Annotated in this window: 15 protein-coding genes; 13 read left to right on the top strand and 2 right to left on the bottom strand. The window is 53.5% G+C overall.

Features of this window, described 5'->3' with window-relative positions:
- Positions 1-2: 2 nt before the first annotated feature.
- The gene (locus PUZ33_RS14740; RefSeq protein ID WP_058680532.1) at positions 3-797 is read left to right on the top strand and encodes a metal-dependent hydrolase; all 795 of its coding nucleotides are present in this window, start codon (positions 3-5) and stop codon (positions 795-797) included.
- A 297-nt stretch (positions 798-1,094) separates the two neighbouring features.
- Positions 1,095-2,528, top strand: a complete 1,434-nt coding sequence (gene ptsG / locus PUZ33_RS14735) for a PTS glucose transporter subunit IIBC (protein WP_013097113.1) — start codon at positions 1,095-1,097, stop codon at positions 2,526-2,528.
- 84 nt (positions 2,529-2,612) lie between these two features.
- Here ptsG and fhuE read toward each other — a convergent pair whose 3' ends face one another.
- On the bottom strand, positions 2,613-4,802 hold the full coding sequence (gene fhuE, locus PUZ33_RS14730; protein ID WP_058680530.1) for a ferric-rhodotorulic acid/ferric-coprogen receptor FhuE: 2,190 nt from the start codon (positions 4,800-4,802) through the stop codon (positions 2,613-2,615).
- A 351-nt stretch (positions 4,803-5,153) separates the two neighbouring features.
- Between fhuE and hinT the strand changes: the two genes are divergently transcribed.
- The 8 genes from hinT (at position 5,154) to PUZ33_RS14690 (ending at position 11,242) form a co-directional block, all read left to right on the top strand.
- Positions 5,154-5,513 (top strand): purine nucleoside phosphoramidase, encoded by a 360-nt coding sequence (hinT, locus tag PUZ33_RS14725; RefSeq protein WP_013097111.1) that lies wholly within the window; start codon positions 5,154-5,156, stop codon positions 5,511-5,513.
- A 1-nt stretch (position 5,514) separates the two neighbouring features.
- A complete protein-coding gene (locus tag PUZ33_RS14720) occupies positions 5,515-5,889 on the top strand; it encodes a YcfL family protein (RefSeq protein ID WP_023621894.1) in 375 nt (124 codons plus the stop codon).
- 13 nt (positions 5,890-5,902) lie between these two features.
- Positions 5,903-6,547 (top strand): penicillin-binding protein activator LpoB, encoded by a 645-nt coding sequence (gene lpoB / locus PUZ33_RS14715; RefSeq protein WP_104668931.1) that lies wholly within the window; start codon positions 5,903-5,905, stop codon positions 6,545-6,547.
- Entirely contained in the window at positions 6,528-7,352 is an 825-nt protein-coding gene (gene thiK, locus PUZ33_RS14710) for a thiamine kinase (protein ID WP_040019516.1), read from the top strand. Before lpoB ends, thiK begins: the two co-directional genes overlap by 20 nt.
- Positions 7,353-7,363: 11 nt before the next feature.
- A complete protein-coding gene (nagZ, locus tag PUZ33_RS14705; protein ID WP_058680529.1) occupies positions 7,364-8,389 on the top strand; it encodes a beta-N-acetylhexosaminidase in 1,026 nt (341 codons plus the stop codon).
- Between the two features lie 34 nt (positions 8,390-8,423).
- The gene (gene ycfP / locus PUZ33_RS14700) at positions 8,424-8,966 is read left to right on the top strand and encodes an alpha/beta hydrolase YcfP (protein WP_013097106.1); all 543 of its coding nucleotides are present in this window, start codon (positions 8,424-8,426) and stop codon (positions 8,964-8,966) included.
- Positions 8,967-9,204: 238 nt separating this feature from the next.
- Positions 9,205-10,509, top strand: a complete 1,305-nt coding sequence (locus PUZ33_RS14695) for an NAD(P)/FAD-dependent oxidoreductase (protein ID WP_013097105.1) — start codon at positions 9,205-9,207, stop codon at positions 10,507-10,509.
- A 193-nt stretch (positions 10,510-10,702) separates the two neighbouring features.
- On the top strand, positions 10,703-11,242 hold the full coding sequence (locus PUZ33_RS14690; protein ID WP_013097104.1) for a glycine zipper 2TM domain-containing protein: 540 nt from the start codon (positions 10,703-10,705) through the stop codon (positions 11,240-11,242).
- Positions 11,243-11,297: 55 nt separating this feature from the next.
- On the opposite strand, the gene PUZ33_RS14685 is transcribed toward PUZ33_RS14690, so the two are convergent.
- Positions 11,298-11,939: a TetR/AcrR family transcriptional regulator gene (locus PUZ33_RS14685; protein ID WP_013097103.1), complete on the bottom strand. Its 642-nt coding sequence runs from the start codon at positions 11,937-11,939 to the stop codon at positions 11,298-11,300.
- 244 nt (positions 11,940-12,183) lie between these two features.
- Here PUZ33_RS14685 and bhsA point away from each other — a divergent pair, with 244 nt between their 5' ends.
- From bhsA to PUZ33_RS14670, 3 genes are all read left to right on the top strand, one after another.
- Positions 12,184-12,441, top strand: coding sequence for a multiple stress resistance protein BhsA (gene bhsA / locus PUZ33_RS14680; RefSeq protein ID WP_013097102.1), 258 nt, complete (start codon positions 12,184-12,186; stop codon positions 12,439-12,441).
- A 656-nt stretch (positions 12,442-13,097) separates the two neighbouring features.
- Positions 13,098-15,608 carry a type VI secretion system Vgr family protein gene (locus PUZ33_RS14675; protein ID WP_058680527.1) on the top strand — a complete coding sequence of 837 codons (2,511 nt, stop codon included), beginning with the start codon at positions 13,098-13,100 and terminating at the stop codon, positions 15,606-15,608.
- On the top strand, positions 15,608-17,746 hold the full coding sequence (locus PUZ33_RS14670) for a T6SS effector phospholipase Tle3 domain-containing protein (protein ID WP_058680526.1): 2,139 nt from the start codon (positions 15,608-15,610) through the stop codon (positions 17,744-17,746). Before PUZ33_RS14675 ends, PUZ33_RS14670 begins: the two co-directional genes overlap by 1 nt.
- Positions 17,747-17,757 lie beyond the last annotated feature (11 nt).

Here is a 17,757-nt window from a genome sequence, read left to right as displayed (position 1 = left end):
TTATGTTTTTAGTCGACTCACACTGCCATCTCGATGGCCTGGATTATCAATCCCTGCATAAAGACGTGGACGACGTGCTGGCTAAAGCCGCCGCCCGCGATGTGAAATTTTGCCTTGCGGTGGCTACCACGCTGCCGGGCTATCGCACCATGCGTGAGCTGGTGGGCGTTCGCCCTAATGTGGTCTTTTCCTGTGGCGTGCATCCGCTCAATCAGGATGAAGTATACGACGTCGAGGAGTTACGTCGTCTGGCGGCCGAAGAGGGCGTGGTAGCGATGGGGGAAACCGGGCTGGACTATTACTACACGCCGGAGACCATGGCGCGTCAGCAGGAGTCCTTCCGCCATCACATTCGCATTGGCCGTGAGCTTAACAAACCGGTTATCGTTCATACCCGCGATGCCCGCGCCGATACCCTGGCGATCCTCAGGGAAGAAAACGTGACGGATTGCGGTGGCGTACTACACTGTTTCACAGAAGACAGAGAAACGGCGGGAAAACTGCTTGATTTAGGGTTTTATATCTCGTTTTCCGGGATCGTGACGTTCCGTAACGCTGAGCAGCTTCGCGATGCTGCGCGTTATGTTCCGCTCGATCGTATTCTGGTGGAAACAGACTCTCCTTATCTGGCTCCGGTACCGCATCGCGGTAAAGAAAACCAGCCAGCAATGACGAGAGACGTGGCTGAATACATGGCCGTTCTGAAGGGTGTCAGTATCGAAGAGCTGGCCCGCGTCACGACGGAAAACTTCTCTACACTGTTCCATATTGACCCCGCCCGCCTGCAATCTGTTTGATACACCTGTTTTTTTTAGGCTCGTAATTAATAGTTAAAACGAGTAAAGTTCACCGCCTCATTTGGGGCGGTGATGGTGTTTTTAGACACATCCAGAAATGCTTTTTGTAAATAACTGAAAGTTTTTCGACCGTCTTAAGCTGAAACGTGATAGCCGTCAAACAAACTCAGAGGGAATTATTTTACTCTGTGTAATAAATAAAGGGCGCTTAGATGTCCTGTCCACGGCACGGTACTCCCCCCGGGCCAATGCGTGAAAGCGTAAAAAAAGCACAAATACTCAGGAGCACTCTCAATTATGTTTAAGAATGCATTTGCTAACCTGCAAAAGGTCGGTAAATCGCTGATGCTGCCAGTATCCGTACTGCCTATCGCAGGTATCCTGCTGGGTGTCGGTTCTGCAAACTTCAGCTGGCTGCCAGCCGTAGTGTCCCACGTAATGGCCGAAGCAGGCGGTTCTGTCTTTGCTAACATGCCGCTGATCTTCGCTATCGGTGTTGCTCTGGGCTTCACCAATAACGACGGCGTTTCTGCGCTGGCTTCTGTGGTTGCCTACGGCATCATGGTGAAAACCATGGCTGTGGTTGCACCGCTGGTTCTGCATTTACCTGCTGAAGAGATCGCAGCGAAACACCTGGCAGATACCGGTGTTCTGGGCGGTATCATCTCCGGTGCGATTGCAGCGTATATGTTTAACCGCTTCTATCGCATCAAGCTGCCTGAGTATCTGGGCTTCTTCGCGGGCAAGCGTTTCGTTCCGATCATCTCTGGTCTGGCAGCGATTTTCACGGGTGTGATCCTGTCCTTCATCTGGCCACCAATCGGTACGGCAATCCAGACCTTCTCTCAGTGGGCTGCTTATCAGAATCCGGTTGTGGCGTTTGGTATCTACGGCTTCATCGAGCGTTGCCTGGTGCCATTTGGTCTGCACCACATCTGGAACGTTCCATTCCAGATGCAGATTGGTGAATTCACCAACGCAGCAGGTCAGGTGTTCCACGGTGATATCCCACGTTACATGGCGGGTGACCCAACTGCAGGTAAACTGTCTGGTGGCTTCCTGTTCAAAATGTATGGTCTGCCAGCCGCGGCAATTGCAATCTGGCACTCTGCTAAACCAGAGAACCGTGCAAAAGTGGGCGGTATCATGATCTCCGCAGCGCTGACCTCGTTCCTGACCGGTATCACCGAGCCGATCGAGTTCTCCTTCATGTTCGTTGCGCCGATCCTGTACGTTATCCACGCGATTCTGGCGGGTCTGGCGTTCCCAATCTGTATCCTGCTGGGTATGCGTGACGGTACCTCCTTCTCACACGGCCTGATCGACTTCATCGTTCTGTCCGGTAACAGCAGCAAACTGTGGCTGTTCCCAATCGTGGGTGCGTGCTACGCCGTTGTTTACTACACCATCTTCCGCGTGCTGATCAAAGCACTGGACCTGAAAACGCCAGGTCGTGAAGATGCAACAGAAGACAGCAAAGCAGGCGCGACCAGCGAAATGGCTCCGGCACTGGTTGCAGCATTCGGCGGTAAAGAGAACATCACTAACCTGGACGCGTGTATCACTCGTCTGCGTGTGAGCGTTGCCGATGTTGCGAAAGTAGACCAGCCGGGTCTGAAAAAACTGGGCGCAGCGGGTGTGGTTGTTGCAGGTTCTGGTGTTCAGGCAATCTTCGGTACCAAATCCGATAACCTGAAAACCGAAATGGATGAATACATCCGCAACAGCTAAGCTGTGACCTGGGGAGACTAAGGCAGCCGAATGGCTGCCTTTTTTATGCCTGCAGTTTTGTTATGCCGGGGAGCGGCTGAACACTCAGAAGTCGTAGCTCGCGCTTACAGAGACGTTCAGCGGCGCGCCATATACCACATAAGAGCCGACGTAGTCGTAATACTCTTTGTCGAACAGGTTGTTGACGTTAGCCTGGACAGCAAAATCTTTAGTCACCTGATACCGGCTAAACAGGTTAACCAGCGCGTAGCTGCCTTGTTCTGCCCGTGATCGGCCTGCCGGGCCGCCATCTACATCGTTCCAGACTTTATTCTGCCAGTTCACCCCGCCGCCCACTGCCAGTGCAGGTAGCATGGGCAGTTGATAACGGGTAAAGAGCTTCATTGTAGTACGAGGCTGATCGGAACTTACCGCGTTGCCGCGCTTGTCTTCAGCAATGTAGCGGGTTGCGCCGAAGGTCAGCTGCCAGTTATCGGTCAGGGCGCCGTTTAGCTCGAACTCGATCCCTTTACTGACGACCCCATCCAGAGATTCATAAATTGACTCGCCGCTGGGCATGTAGGTGTAGGTATTATTCGCCACATTATCCTGCTCAATGCGGAAGAGGGCGAGCGAGGTGGTCAGGCGCGTACTAAACCAGTCTGCTTTCACCCCGGCTTCATAGCTTTTCCCCGTTGTCGGGTCCAGGTAGCGGCCGCTGGCGTCACGTTTGTCCTGAGGCTGGAAGATGGAGGTATAACTGACGTAGGTTGACCAGTCTTCATTGATATCATAAACAAGGCCCGCATATGGCGTTACATCGTCCTTACTGCTTTCCAGGCGGGTGTCCGGGGAGCCCGCCGGGTTATAGCGAATGTTGTAATGTGTATAACGCGCACCGAGGATCAGAGATAGCGGATCGGCAAGCGAGAAGCGGGCTGAGGTATAGGCTGAAGACTGGCGGATATCATCCTGACTGTAAAGCTTCCAGGGGGTCCACTGCGGATCGGCGATATTCCCGTTCCAGTTTTTGAAGTTACCCACGTCAACCATGCCGTACAGCGCGTCCGGCATGGTGTTGTCATAGTGGTTACGCTGGCGGCTGAAGCTACCGCCAAACATCATCTCATGCTGGCGACCGAAAAGATCGAACCCGCCGCGCAGGAAGGCATCCACCGCATCCTGCTTACGTTCACCGCGGTTCCAGCCGCCATATCCGACCATACCCGCACCGGTCTCTTTATCCGGGTAGCCGGACATATACATCAGTTTGCTGTCGAAGTTGGTGTCGGCATGCATGCCGTTGATGTGGGCTTCCCAGCCGTTGTCGAAGCGTTGGGTGAGGTTGGCGAAAATACGGGTGTTGTCTTTATCTGAATAAGCCCAGTCTGGTGCAACGGTCTGGCTGCGGTTGTAATGGGTTTTGCTGCCATCGCTGTACCAGGTTGGCAGGCCGCCCCAGGTTGGGTTATCGGTATCGCTTTCCTGATATTCATAGCCCACAGACAGGGTGGTGCTGTCAGTCACGTCCGCATCGACCACGCCATAGAGGAACTTTTTGCGGTAGTGGTAGTTATCAACAAAACTGTCGTTGTCCTGATAACCCGTAATAAGACGACCGCGCACGTTACCCGACTCTACCAGCGGAGCCTGCAGATCCAGCACGTAGCGTTGTTTGTCCCAGCTACCGTAACTGGCGGAGACATTGCCTTTAAATTCATTGCTGTCTGCATGCTTACGTACCATGTTGACGTAGGCGGCGGGATTTCCCGTGCCGGACATCAGGCCGGTTGCACCGCGTACCACTTCAATACGATCGTAAATGGCGGTATCGGCGGCGGTGTCGCCAAAGTTCCATACTTCGCTGATGGAGGTTGGCAGGTCATCATACGCATAGTTACTGACAAAGAAGCCGCGCGAGTAAAATACCGTCCGGTCGCTGTCCTGTACCTGCGCGGTGACGCCGGTGGTGTTAGTTAACACCTGGCCGAGGGATTGCAGATTCTGATCTGCCATACGCTGCTGGCTAATGACGCTGACGGACTGCGGAATATCGCGGGGAACCAGTAACAGTTTCGTCCCCGTGGTGGTGGTCTTAACGCTGTAGTCCGTATCCTGACTGCTGGACGGGTCCTGTGCGTTATCAAAACCGCCCTCGACAACCACGGTATCTTCGGTCGCTGAGGCGGCGAAACTGACGGCTGGCATCAATGCCAAAGCAATACAGGCAGCCAGCAACGAAGGCGTGGCGGCTGGCTGCGGTTGCCCATCCCTGGTGTGATAAATGAAAGACATCATCAAACCCTTACTGAATGGTGAAAGGTGAGTGCGACAGTCCCGTGAGAACGGGCTGACGTCGTTTTCTATGTTAAAAATGTGCATGAAAATGCAAATGCGAAATATACGCATTGTGATTAGCACTGTAAACAGATGTGTCAAAAGGAAATGAAATTATGTTTCAGGTGGTGAAGCGTCGAGAGCGGTTACTCTTCAGTCAGCTGAAACGCTTTCAGGAAAGAAATCCGGGGAGAAGGTTGAAAGGACAGGAGAAAGTCGCTCATACTCTTCCATTGTGCCACACACTCATGCAGAGATTGTGTTAATAGCGGACGCACCACGCCAGATTAAACTACAAAGGAACAGGTCATGGCTGAAGAAACCATTTTCAGTAAAATTATCCGCCGCGAAATCCCTTCGGATATCGTTTATCAGGATGAGCTGGTGACGGCTTTCAGAGATATTTCTCCTCAGGCTCCGACTCATATCCTTATCATTCCAAATATTCTGATTCCCACCGTCAATGACGTAAAAGCCGAGCATGAAGTGGCGTTAGGCCGTATGCTGACGGTAGCCGCGAAAATCGCCGAGCAGGAGGGGATTGCTGAAGACGGTTACCGTTTGATCATGAACTGTAATCGCCATGGTGGTCAGGAAGTTTATCATATTCATATGCATCTTCTGGGTGGGCGTCCTCTGGGACCGATGCTGTCACATAAAGGTCTTTGACATGTTAAAAGGGCGTATTGCAGCGCTGGCAATGACATTGGTAATGGTGGGATGCAGCACGCGCCCGGCCATTCCCGTCAGTGATGAACAGACGCTGGTGATGGAGTCCTCGGTACTTGCCGCGGGCATCACCGCAGAACAACCTACGTTGACCATCAGTGAAATTAAATCTTCTGCGTCCTCTACGCTCTTTAACGAAAGACACGAACCGGTGACGGTGCACTACCGTTTCTTCTGGTATGACGTACGGGGTCTTGAAATGCACCCGCTGGAAGCGCCGCGCAGCGTGACCATTCCGGCAGGATCGTCGGTAACGCTCTATGGTAGCGCCAACTATCTGGGTGCGCATAAGGTGAGACTTTATCTTTATCTGTAAGAGGTGAACCTTGATTAAAAATATGAGCCGTTATGCGCTCGTGACAGCTTTTGCACTGTTCCTTGCAGGATGTGTGACGCGAACCGAACAGCCTGCGCCGGTGGACGAGGCAAAACCGGGTACGGAGCAGCCGACACAGCCAACGCAACCGCAGCCAACCGTGCCGTCTGTACCGACGATCCCGTCGCAGCCTGGCCCGATTGAACATCCGGACCAGACCTCCCAGCCAACGCCGCGCGTGCGTCATTATGACTGGAACGGTGCGATGCAGCCGATGGTGGGCAAAATGCTGCAGGCGCAGGGCGTAACGGCAGGCAGCGTACTGCTGGTGGATAGCGTAAATAACCGGACTAACGGTTCACTCAATGCTGGGGAAGCGACAGAAACCCTGCGCAATGCACTGGCCAATAACGGCAAGTTTACGCTGGTTTCCGCACAGCAGCTGGCAGTAGCCAAACAGCAGCTTGGTCTGTCGCCACAGGACAGCCTCGGTACGCGCAGTAAGGCGATGGGGATTGCCCGTAACGTTGGTGCGCAGTATGTGCTGTACTCTAATGCCACCGGTAACGTGAATACGCCAGCCCTGCAGATGCAGCTGATGCTGGTCCAGACAGGCGAGATTATCTGGTCAGGTAAAGGTGCGGTTACGCAACTCTGACTGCACGCGTGAAGCGATCCTCACGCGTTATTTTCCGCAGTATCGTCTTATCGCGCCGCAGGCCCACTCCGGGCTTGGCGGCGCGAGTTGCATTCTGGAACAGGGCGAGCAGCGTCTGGTGTTGCGTCATCACCACGATCCCTTAGCCCCCGTTTCCCATTTTCGCCGTCAGTTTCGTGCCCTGAAGCGTCTACCGGCGGATCTCGTGCCAGCCCCGCGCTTTTTCAGACAGGGCTGGATGGCGGTAGAGTATCTGGCAGGGGAGATCCGGCATACGCTGCCCGACAGCGCAACGCTTGCGACGACGCTCTGTCAGTTGCACCATCAGCCGTGTCTGGGGTGGCGAGTCACGCTGCTCCCTTTGCTGGAACAATACTGGCAGCGAGCCTCACCGGACAGACGTACCCCACGGTGGCTTGCGCAGCTTAAACGGTTACGCACTGCGGGAGAGCCTCAGCCGCTTCGGCTGTCGCCATTACACATGGATGTTCATGCCGGAAATATTGTGCATACGTCCACCGGCATCAGGCTTATCGACTGGGAGTATGCCGGTGATGGGGATGTGGCACTGGAGCTGGCGGCCGTCTGGGTGGAAGATGATACAGCGCGCCAAAGACTGATCGGCGATTACGCCCGCATTGCGCATCTGGACGCGGGACAGCTGGCGCGTCAGGTCAGACGCTGGCGGCCCTGGGTCGTCATGCTGATGGCGGGCTGGTTTGAAATGCGTTTTCAGCAGTCCGGCGAGAAACAATTTATGGCGCTGGCAGATGATGCCTGGCGTCAGTTACACATTAAAGGATAAGAGAGGTTGCTGTGGGTCCAGTCATGTTGGATGTAGAAGGGTTTGAACTGGATGCGGAGGAGCGTGAAATTCTGGCGCACCCGCTGGTGGGGGGGCTCATCCTGTTTACCCGCAACTATCACGATCCGGCGCAGTTGCGTGAGCTGGTTCGCCAGATCCGCGCGGCGTCGCGTAATCATCTGGTCGTGGCCGTCGATCAGGAAGGCGGGCGCGTGCAGCGTTTCCGTGAGGGCTTCACCCGTCTGCCCGCGGCCCAGTCTTTCGCGGCGCTGCTCGGCACCGAAGAGGGCGGAAATCTGGCCCAGGAGGCCGGCTGGCTGATGGCCAGCGAGATGATTGCCATGGATATCGACATCAGTTTTGCCCCGGTGCTGGACGTAGGGCATATCAGTGCGGCAATTGGCGAGCGCTCTTACCATAGCGATCCCCGTATTGCGCTGGAGATGGCCACCCGCTTTATCGACGGCATGCACGATGCAGGAATGAAAACCACCGGTAAACACTTCCCGGGGCACGGCGCCGTGACGGCGGATTCGCATAAAGAGACTCCGCGTGATCCGCGTCCGGAGGCGGAAATTCGTGCCAAAGATATGTCGGTGTTCCGCTCGCTGATTAGCGATAACAAGCTGGATGCCATTATGCCTGCACATGTGATTTACAGTGACGTCGACCCGCGCCCGGCGAGCGGTTCTCCGCACTGGTTAAAAAATGTGCTGCGTCATGAGCTCGGTTTCAACGGCGTGATCTTCTCCGACGATTTGTCGATGGAAGGGGCGGCGATCATGGGCAGCTACGCGGAGCGTGGGCAGGCATCGCTCGACGCAGGTTGCGATATGATCCTCGTCTGCAATAATCGTAAAGGCGCAGTCAGCGTGCTGGATAACCTGTCGCCGATCAATGCAGAGCGTGTTACACATTTGTATCATAAAGGTTCATTTAGCCGTCAGGAGCTGATGGATTCGGCACGCTGGAAAGCGGTTAACGCCCGGCTTGAAGCACTGAATGAGCGCTGGCAGGCACATAAAGCCAGCCTGTAAATCCTCCCGGAAGGCGTAGCGTGGTGAGAAGACGATGATCATCTATTTACACGGTTTTGACTCAAACAGTCCTGGTAATCATGAGAAGGTACTGCAACTGCAGTTTATCGATCCGGATGTTCGGCTGATCAGCTACAGCACGCGCCATCCGAAACATGACATGCAGCATCTGCTCAAAGAAGTGGACAAGATGCTGCAGCTCAACATCGACGATCGCCCGCTGATTTGCGGCGTGGGGCTGGGTGGCTACTGGGCGGAGCGGATTGGATTCCTGTGCGATATTCGCCAGGTGGTATTCAATCCTAACCTGTTCCCGAACGAGAACATGGAAGGCAAGATTGACCGCCCAGAAGAGTATGTCGATATTGCCACCAAGTGCGTCAGCAATTTCCGTGAAAAGAACCGCGACCGCTGTCTGGTGATCCTTTCGCGTAATGATGAGGCGCTCAACAGCCACCGTGCGGCTGAGCTGTTGCATCACTACTATGAAATTGTCTGGGACGAAGAACAGACCCACAAGTTCAAGAACATCTCCCCGCATCTGCAGCGCATCAAAGCCTTCAAAACACTGGGCTAAGATACTGCATAAGATCTCCCGGGCCCGGCCGCGAAAGCGTGCCGGGCTTTCTTTTTCTGCAGAATTGTCTACTTTTAAGCCACCAAAACTTGATGCACATCAATTTTGGTATGACCAATGCGCCTGACGTGGTATTCTCAATGCACCTGAATGGTTTCAGTGCTGTAACCTGTTGTTAATTAAGGGTTATTTTTATAACTTTTAATTAACAATTGGTTAATAATTTGAGGGGGTCACGTTGACTACGCCATTGAAAAAGATAGTGATTGTAGGCGGTGGTGCTGGCGGGCTGGAGCTGGCGACACAGTTGGGTAAGAAGCTGGGTCGCGGCAAAAAAGCCAAAATCACGCTGGTGGATCGTAACCACAGCCACCTGTGGAAACCGTTGCTGCACGAAGTGGCGACCGGTTCACTGGATGAGGGCGTTGACGCGCTGAGCTATCTGGCGCACGCACGTAACCACCATTTCCAGTTCCAGCTGGGTTCCGTGGTGGATATCAACCGTGAGAGCAAAACCATTACCCTGGCCGAGCTGCGTGACGAAAAAGGGGAGTTGCTGGTCCCGGAGCGCAAGCTTGCCTATGACACACTGGTCATGGCGCTGGGCAGTACCTCCAACGATTTCAACACCCCGGGTGTGAAAGAGCACTGCATTTTCCTGGATAACCCACACCAGGCGCGTCGTTTCCACCAGGAAATGCTGAACCTGTTCCTGAAGTACACCAATAACATGGGTGCGAATGGCAAGGTGAATATCGCCATTGTAGGCGGTGGCGCAACGGGCGTTGAACTCTCCGCTGAGCTGCACAATGCGGTAAAACAGCTGCACAGCTACGGGTACAAAGGGTTAACCAATGAAGCGCTGAACGTAACGCTGGTTGAGGCAGGTGAGCGTATTCTGCCTGCGCTGCCTCCACGTATTTCTGGCGCGGCGCATAACGAACTGACCAAACTGGGCGTACGTGTTCTCACCCAGACGATGGTGACCAGCGCAGACGAAGGTGGCCTGCACACCAAAGATGGCGAGTACATCAAAGCGGATCTGATGGTCTGGGCGGCGGGTATCAAAGCACCTGATTTCATGAAAGACATTGGCGGGCTGGAAACCAACCGGATTAATCAGCTGGTGACCGAGCCGACGCTGCAAACCACGCGCGATCCGGAGATTTTCGCGATTGGTGACTGTGCGTCATGCGCGCGTCCTGAAGGCGGTTTCGTGCCTCCTCGCGCCCAGGCAGCGCATCAGATGGCAAGCCTGGTGCTGCACAATATTCTGGCACAGCGCAAAGGCAAGCCAATGAAGGCCTACGTCTACAAAGACCACGGCTCTCTGGTTTCGCTGTCGAACTTCTCAACCGTAGGCAGCCTGATGGGGAACCTGATGCGCGGCTCGATGATGGTAGAAGGGCGCATCGCACGCTTTGTCTATATCTCCCTGTACCGTATGCACCAGATTGCGCTGCACGGCTACTTCAAAACCGGCCTGATGATGCTGGTAGGACGAATCAACCGCGTGATCCGTCCACGTCTGAAGCTGCACTAATTTTTCTCTCCCTCCGGGCCCTCCGGAGGGATTTTTTAGCATATCATGCTACTCATCACAGATTGAGTGCTTAAGAGTTCTCCTAAACGCCCTGTCACTCTCCTGAAAGCTATTTTTTTGAGCCTTTGTCTTATTGGCGAAGCGTAGCCTGCATTGCAAAATTGTTACCAATAGCAACAAAGGAGGAAGTCCCGTGAATAAATCAATGTTGGCGGGTATAGGGATTGGCGTCGCTGCTGCGTTAGGTGTGGCTGCCGTTGCCAGTCTCAACGTACTGAATCGCGGCCCACAGTATGCGCAGGTGGTTTCTGCAACCCCCATTAAAGAAACAGTTAAAACGCCTCGTCAGGAGTGCCGTAACGTCTCTGTCACCCATCGTCGTCCGGTTCAGGATGAAAACCGTATTGCCGGCTCTGTGCTGGGCGCGGTAGCAGGCGGGGTGATTGGTCACCAGTTTGGTGGCGGCCGTGGTAAAGATGTGGCGACCGTGGTCGGTGCGCTAGGTGGCGGCTATGCCGGTAACCAGGTGCAGGGCGCAATGCAGGATAACGATACGTACACCACGACACAGCAGCGCTGTAAAACCGTCTATGACAAGTCGGAAAAAATGCTGGGTTATGACGTGACGTACAAAATTGGTGACCAGCAGGGCAAAATCCGTATGGACAGAGACCCCGGCACACAAATTCCGCTGGATGGAAATGGCCAGCTGGTACTGAATAACAAAGCGTAAAAAAAGATGTTCTCTGAACTTAGCTCCTCAAGCGCTCAGGCTGAGGAGCTTTTTTTTAGCCCTGTATTTTAAGCAGTTCGGGCCACAGTCGCAGGGTGGTCTCGGTGATATGCTGCAGTTTTTCCAGCGTCGCCCCTTCTCGGGCGCTAATCGACATCCCCTGTAAAATACAGCTCAGGTATTGTGCTAATTCCTGAGGGCGGCAATGCGCCGGAATTTCACCACGCTGCTGGCGCTGGGCCAGGAAGGTGCTGAGCGTCTCCTCCTGCATGGCATGACGCGATTTCACCGTGTTGGCGATCTCTTTCGAGGAGGCCGCAAGCGTCGCGGAGGTGTTAATCATAAAACAGCCCGCGGGCGTCTCTTTGCTGGTGAAGCAGGTGGCGATGGCGGTGAAATAGTCATGCAGTGCCTGCTCAACCGTTTTCTCTTCACAAAATAGCTGTGCTTCGTATCGCGATGCGAAGCGAGAGATGTATCGGTCCAGTACCGCCCTGAACAACCCCTCTTTATTCGTGAATTCCGCATACAGCGTCGGCGCTTTGGCTCCGGTGGCTTCTACCAGATCGGAAAGCGAAGTCGCTTCATACCCATGTTGCCAGAAGAGAGTCATGGCCTTATCAAGCGCTGCATCCCTGTCGAACACTTTTGGTCGGCCACGGCTTTTCTTCGCACAACTCGTGACATCGGTTGTCATTTGCCGTTGGTCCTCTGTTGGTTTGTTGAATAACCATTATAAAAATAAACGCATTTCACCACCAGTGCTGTTTTCTGAAAAATAAATTAATCATATGGGTATGAAAAACAACGGAATTAAAATTAATTTAATGGTCGTTATAAAAATATGTTGACGTGTGAGATGGATCACATCTATCATTTACCTATCGATCGTTAACTAAATAGCTAACGACCTCAAAATTCATCTGCCAAAGGTAAAAATCATGAAAAACGTAAAAACCCTCATCGCCGCTGCTGTTCTTAGCTCACTCTCTTTCGCAAGCTTTGCTGCTGTGGAAGTCCAGTCAACGCCTGCTGACCAGCATAAAGTAGGGACCATCTCTGCCAGCGCCGGGACTAACCTGGGTTCACTGGAAGACCAGCTGGCGCAAAAAGCGGATGAGATGGGTGCGAAATCGTTCCGCATTACCTCTGTAACCGGTCCTAACACCCTTCACGGTACCGCTGTTATTTACAAATAAGCCTGGCTAAACCCTCATTTATGCCACTGCTAAAAAAACGCCCTGCACATGTGCAGTAATGCTGATCGTTTAAGCACACTTGAACGATCCTGCAAGTAAGAGACAATCCGGGTTCAGCCCCTCTGAGCCCGGATTTTTTTACGTCTGAACACGATATGGTTTTCGTTACGTATGCTTTCCCGTCCGAACTGGATACCTTTTCCCGCTCTTTACCGCCTCCTGCGAACCCGGGATACCGGGACGGATTTTATCCATACTGGTGGCAGATAAAATCCCGCTTACGGAAACTGCCGTATATTCTTATCAGGCGGCGAGCCGGTTTAATATTTACTGCTGTTCGCCAGGGAAGAGCGATTAATATCAGGAAAAAGGACCGAATAACCCTTCAGCGGCGGTTCCTGAATATCTGATGATGCGTTCACAGGAAAAACGCGTCGTCCAAATGATGTTACCGGCTGAATTGTTATATACGGGCCGGGTATTATCCCTGGTCTTTTTTATTTATGGTATGAATATTTTTGTTTTATTTATCTTTAAACTGAATGATATGTATTTTGTAACATTCTGTGATGTGTTACGGAATGGCATTTTATTCAATGGCCTGTGAGTGTATTGTTTTTTAATAAACAGTCATTATTTATTAGGGATATTTGACGATGGAAGGACCGTCAGGCATTGTTCAGCAACAGGATACGTTAAACCGTTATTTACTGTATTTTCCCCGGAATAAATTTGTTTTACCGGATGTTCACTCTTTTACCGGGGAAGAAGAGCTCAGTAAGCCCTACCGCTACACCATCCGCTTTACCAGCCCAACACCGAACATAGCAATCAACGATGTCCTCAATCAGAGGGCTGAATTTATTCTGCGTGCCCCGAATCCGAAAGCTGGCTGGCACAATCAGGATCCCTGGCTGCCGGTGCGCCAGATCAACGGCGTGATCACGTCGTTTGCCCGTCTGAAGTCATCTGCCGATGAAGCCCTGTATGAGTGTGTGCTGGAGCATGAACTGGCACTGCTGGACCGGAACTACCGTTCAGCCGTGTATATGGACATGACGGTTCCTGAGCTCGTTACGAAGTTAATGAAAGACAGCGGCCATTTTCAGGGTTACAACGTCGATTTTGACCAGCTGAGCCACAGCTACCCCAGCCGTGAAATGATTATTCAGTGGAAGGAAACCGATCTCCAGTTTATCCGCCGCCTGCTGGCCGAGGTCGGGATTTGGTTTCGCTTTGAAAATCATGACAAGGTACAGGGCGAAACGGTGGTGATTTTTGGTGATGGTGGTCGCTGCTATGTTTTCAGCAATAAGCAGCTGCCATACGTCCGCCATTCCGGCATGACCAGTCATGAAGAGTACGTAACCGAACTCGAAGAGCAGTACCAGCTCATCCCCGAAAATGTACTGGTCCGCACCTATAACTACCGCGATCCGTTTTCCCCACAGGCGAATAAAACCATTGCAGGGAATGACATTCCTGACGGGATAACCCGCGGAAAACAGTACCACTACGCCGATCACTTTCTGGCTGCGGGTGATTTTTACGGCCAGGAGGCAGAAACAGCCTCGTTCTACGCGCGCCTGCGCTATGAGCGCCTGCTGAACAAACAGAGTGTGCTGGGGATGACAACCAGTGACCCGGAACTGCTGCCGGGCGTGATGTTTCACCCGACAGGGGATATTCCTGACGGGTTTAAGCCCGGATTTCTTGTGACCACCATGACGCTATCCGGCAGCCGTGCAGAACATTATCGCGCCATCCTGAAGGGTATCCCTTATCTGAACGGCTACAGTTACCGTCCGGACTCTCTGCAGCGCCCGGTGATAGCCGGTACGGTGCCCGGTCGTGTGGCGGCTATTAATCGCGATCCCACCTATGCCGGAGTCGATGCGCAGGGCCGTTACCGCGTGAAGTTTGATTTTGATCTCGATGAAAAACGTGACGGCTTTGAAAGTGCACTGATGCGTCTGGGCAGGCCGTACGGCGGGGATGTGTTTGGTTTTCACTTCCCGCTGCTGGACGGCACAGAAGTGGCTGTAGCCTTTGAAGGCGGCGATCCGGACAGGCCGTATATCGCGCACGTCATGCATGACGGCAGCCATCCGGATCTGGTCACAAACCGCAACGATACCCGCAACGTAATCCGCACGGCAGCGTCAAACAAGATCCGCCTGGAGGACCGGCGCGGGCAGGAACACATCAAGATTTCCACGGAGTACGGCAAGAGTCAGGTCAGCGCTGGCCACCTCGTTGACGCGGAGGGAAAACAGCGCGGTGAAGGTGTGGAAGCGCGTACTGACAATCACATGGCGCTCCGTGCCGCCAGAGGGGTGATGATCACCACGGAGGCGCAACCGCGTGCTGCGGGTAAGCAACTGGATATGACGGCCGCCATTGCGCAGCTGGAGAAAGCGTTGTCGCTGGCAATGACACTGCAGCAAAGCGCACTGACAGCCGGGGCCAGTAATGTGGAAACCGATCAGCAAAGTCAACTGAGCCAGATACTGACTAACCTTACCGGCGCGGGCCTGCTGACCTATGCCGACAAAGGGCAGGCGCACGTCACGCCGGACAGTCTGCAGCTGTCTGCCGGGAAAGATGTGATTGTTACGGCGGGTCAGGATACCAGCGTAAACGTGGTGAAAAAGTTCTCGCTGGCGGTGGGGGAAAAACTCTCGCTGTTTGCCCGCAAGCTCGGCATTCAGATGATTGCCGGTGCCGGTGACATCACGACGCAGGCCCAGCGCGGTGCCATGCATATGCTCTCGCAGAATGATTTCACGATGGCGAGTACCGACGGGCAACTGAACGGCAGCGCCAGACAGGGCATACAGCTGGTCTGTGGCGGTGGCGGGATACGCGTCAGTCCGGACGGGCTGGTCACCATCTTCTCGCCGACGGCAATCGAACTGAAAGGCCCCAGTCTGAAGTATGACGGCCCGGAAAGCGCGCAGGTCACGGTCCCGTCGTTCAATAAGGGGGCATTTAAGCTCCGCTACCAGCTGCACGCCGGAGACGACCCGGAGCAAATTCTCGCGAACAAAAAATTCCGGCTGACCAGCTCGGCCGGGAAAGTGCTTGAAGGTGTGACGGACAGCAATGGCCATTCAGCGTTGCTCGATGCCGATGACCTGGACACCTACAAAATGGAGTTACTGTAATGACGGAGGTTAAAAAAAGCCCGTATGCCCCACGGGTCATATCAGAAGGGGATATCCCGGTACACAAAGATTTGGGTGAGGTGGCCCAGACCCGTCGCGTTGGCGTGCCGCGCCCGATGCCGGGGATCGTGATCCTGGTTCATGGCGTGAACGACGTGGGCGAGGCGTACCAGAATCAGGAGAAGGGCATTCTTGCGGGACTGAGTAAGCGTCTTAATCGTCAGGATTTTTACGCGCATGAATGGGGCGATTACAGAATTACCCGTCCTGGCCGTTCGCCTGTTATCCCGTTTTACTGGGGGTACAAGCCGGTCACTCATGCTGATTATGTCGCTGACCAGAAGCGATACCGGGAAGAGGTTTACAAGCAGGGAGACAATGCGCACCTGTCGTTTGATGCTTATCAGGAGGATAACGAGAAGAACAAAGCGGCGCTGGGTAACGACGGCAAAGGTGCGTTTAAGTACCAGAACGATAATTTCAAAAACGCCCTCGATACGAATTTTGCTAAAGGTGGAGGGACGTTTGCCAATGCGACAACCAACATCCCCGATATGTTAGGACCGGGAGCTGGCGGCGCGGCGCTGGCTGCAGTTGGCTTTGCCACATTGCACATGAACGGCGGCGATTACACGCACCCTATTTTCTCGAATCCGCACCGTATCTACCAGTTTTTTGCCGCGCAGCGCCTGGCGGATTTGATTCTGACTATTCGTCGTAATCCGGAAACAGAAAATGATGTGATTAACGTGGTGGCACACAGCCAGGGCACGATTATCACCATGCTGGCAAATATGCTGGTTAAGCAGGCCGAAGTTGATCCTGTTAACTGCGTGATTCTGAACCATTCACCGTATTCACTGGAAGATCGCCTTATTGAAAATGCACAACCCGGCCATCACCAGACAGCATTTGCCCGCCAGGAAACGTTTAAACACTTCTGCGCACTGATGGCGACCCAGTACAAAGGCGGTGAGCTGTCAGACGCGGATATGCTGGCGATGGAAGCCAGCTGTGCCGCGCGCAAGTCTTCTGATAACCCATTACGTCAGGATGAAAAATACCGTCGTGATAACAACGGCAAAGTCTATAACTACTGGTGCCCGCAGGATGGCACGGTTTCCCTGCAAAACATCCAGGGATTCGGCTGGCGGGGGATTCCCGATAAGTTAGCTGCTGGCATTCCTAACCTGCGTCAGCGGGTATTCTGCCAGCATCGCTGGGTCGGCCGTCTGGAGACGGAACCGTTTAAGATGGCACCGGAGCGAAAGGGCGATTTCAGCACCACGCCGGTGATGAATGCGGGATATTCATACAGCGATGTGGTGATTAACGGCGAAGAGCTGCCGGAGCCGTTTATGTTCAAGCTCATGGGGCAGGATAACCATCCGGATAATGATCCGAAGACCAGTGATAAACCATACACGGCTTACATCGATCCGGACAGCCCGGATGCCTACATTTCCTATTCAGCTAAAGCCTGTGCCATTTCGCGCACGGCATCGGCTACCTATGCGCTTAGTAACTATCAGCGTATGAGCTGGCAACCGGGTCATGTACTAACGCCGAATGAGCTGCAGGTGGAAAGTTTTGACCGGGGGCATGAAGTTATTCGCGGTGAAGTGACGGGAACGAGAGATTTTTCTCAGTTGACGCTGACCTGGCTTAAATCCCGTGATGAACTTGAAAAGGAGTGGCAGAAAACCGATCCGGTAGGCTACAGCCAGCATTCTTCTATTGTCGCCAGTGAATTTGCACCATCGCACGCGATGGCGTTCGACCTGGCAATTGGTCAGTGTAAGTCCTTTGACTATCAGGCAGGTAAGTTCTGGGAAGGCTTGTTACACCGCGCAGACTGGCGAGACCCGCAGAATGGGTTCAAGCCAGCTGTAGATTATTACAGAACCGGAAAGTTGAATGATGAAACAACAAAATGGTTTATGAATAAACCTGAAGATGTTCTGCCCAAAGGTGAGTATGGCGTGGAAAACCAGTTTAACAATGCCACGTCGGTTAAGCCATCCCGTGATCTGGCAACAGGGAATCAGGAAGTGGCAAACCTGCAATGGGATATGCCGAAGGCAAAATCTGACCGGGAGTTGGGGATTACGAGTGCTAAAGGGTTGTGGGAATCGTGACAGGGAGACAA

This window comes from Enterobacter cloacae complex sp. 2022EL-00981 (genome assembly GCF_028737495.1).
GTDB classification, from domain to species: domain Bacteria; phylum Pseudomonadota; class Gammaproteobacteria; order Enterobacterales; family Enterobacteriaceae; genus Enterobacter; species Enterobacter cloacae.
This window is presented reverse-complemented; position numbering and strand designations above follow the sequence as displayed.

What these genes read in the sequence shown, in the direction of transcription:
- PUZ33_RS14740 (WP_058680532.1), top strand. Translation starts at nt 3, where the DNA reads ATGTTTTTAGTCGACTCACACTGCCATCTCGATGGCCTGGATTATCAA.
- ptsG (WP_013097113.1), top strand. Translation starts at nt 1,095, where the DNA reads ATGTTTAAGAATGCATTTGCTAACCTGCAAAAGGTCGGTAAATCGCTG.
- fhuE (WP_058680530.1), bottom strand. Translation starts at nt 4,802, where the DNA reads ATGTCTTTCATTTATCACACCAGGGATGGGCAACCGCAGCCAGCCGCC.
- hinT (WP_013097111.1), top strand. Translation starts at nt 5,154, where the DNA reads ATGGCTGAAGAAACCATTTTCAGTAAAATTATCCGCCGCGAAATCCCT.
- PUZ33_RS14720 (WP_023621894.1), top strand. Translation starts at nt 5,515, where the DNA reads ATGTTAAAAGGGCGTATTGCAGCGCTGGCAATGACATTGGTAATGGTG.
- ycfP (WP_013097106.1), top strand. Translation starts at nt 8,424, where the DNA reads ATGATCATCTATTTACACGGTTTTGACTCAAACAGTCCTGGTAATCAT.
- PUZ33_RS14685 (WP_013097103.1), bottom strand. Translation starts at nt 11,939, where the DNA reads ATGACAACCGATGTCACGAGTTGTGCGAAGAAAAGCCGTGGCCGACCA.
- bhsA (WP_013097102.1), top strand. Translation starts at nt 12,184, where the DNA reads ATGAAAAACGTAAAAACCCTCATCGCCGCTGCTGTTCTTAGCTCACTC.
- PUZ33_RS14675 (WP_058680527.1), top strand. Translation starts at nt 13,098, where the DNA reads ATGGAAGGACCGTCAGGCATTGTTCAGCAACAGGATACGTTAAACCGT.
- PUZ33_RS14670 (WP_058680526.1), top strand. Translation starts at nt 15,608, where the DNA reads ATGACGGAGGTTAAAAAAAGCCCGTATGCCCCACGGGTCATATCAGAA.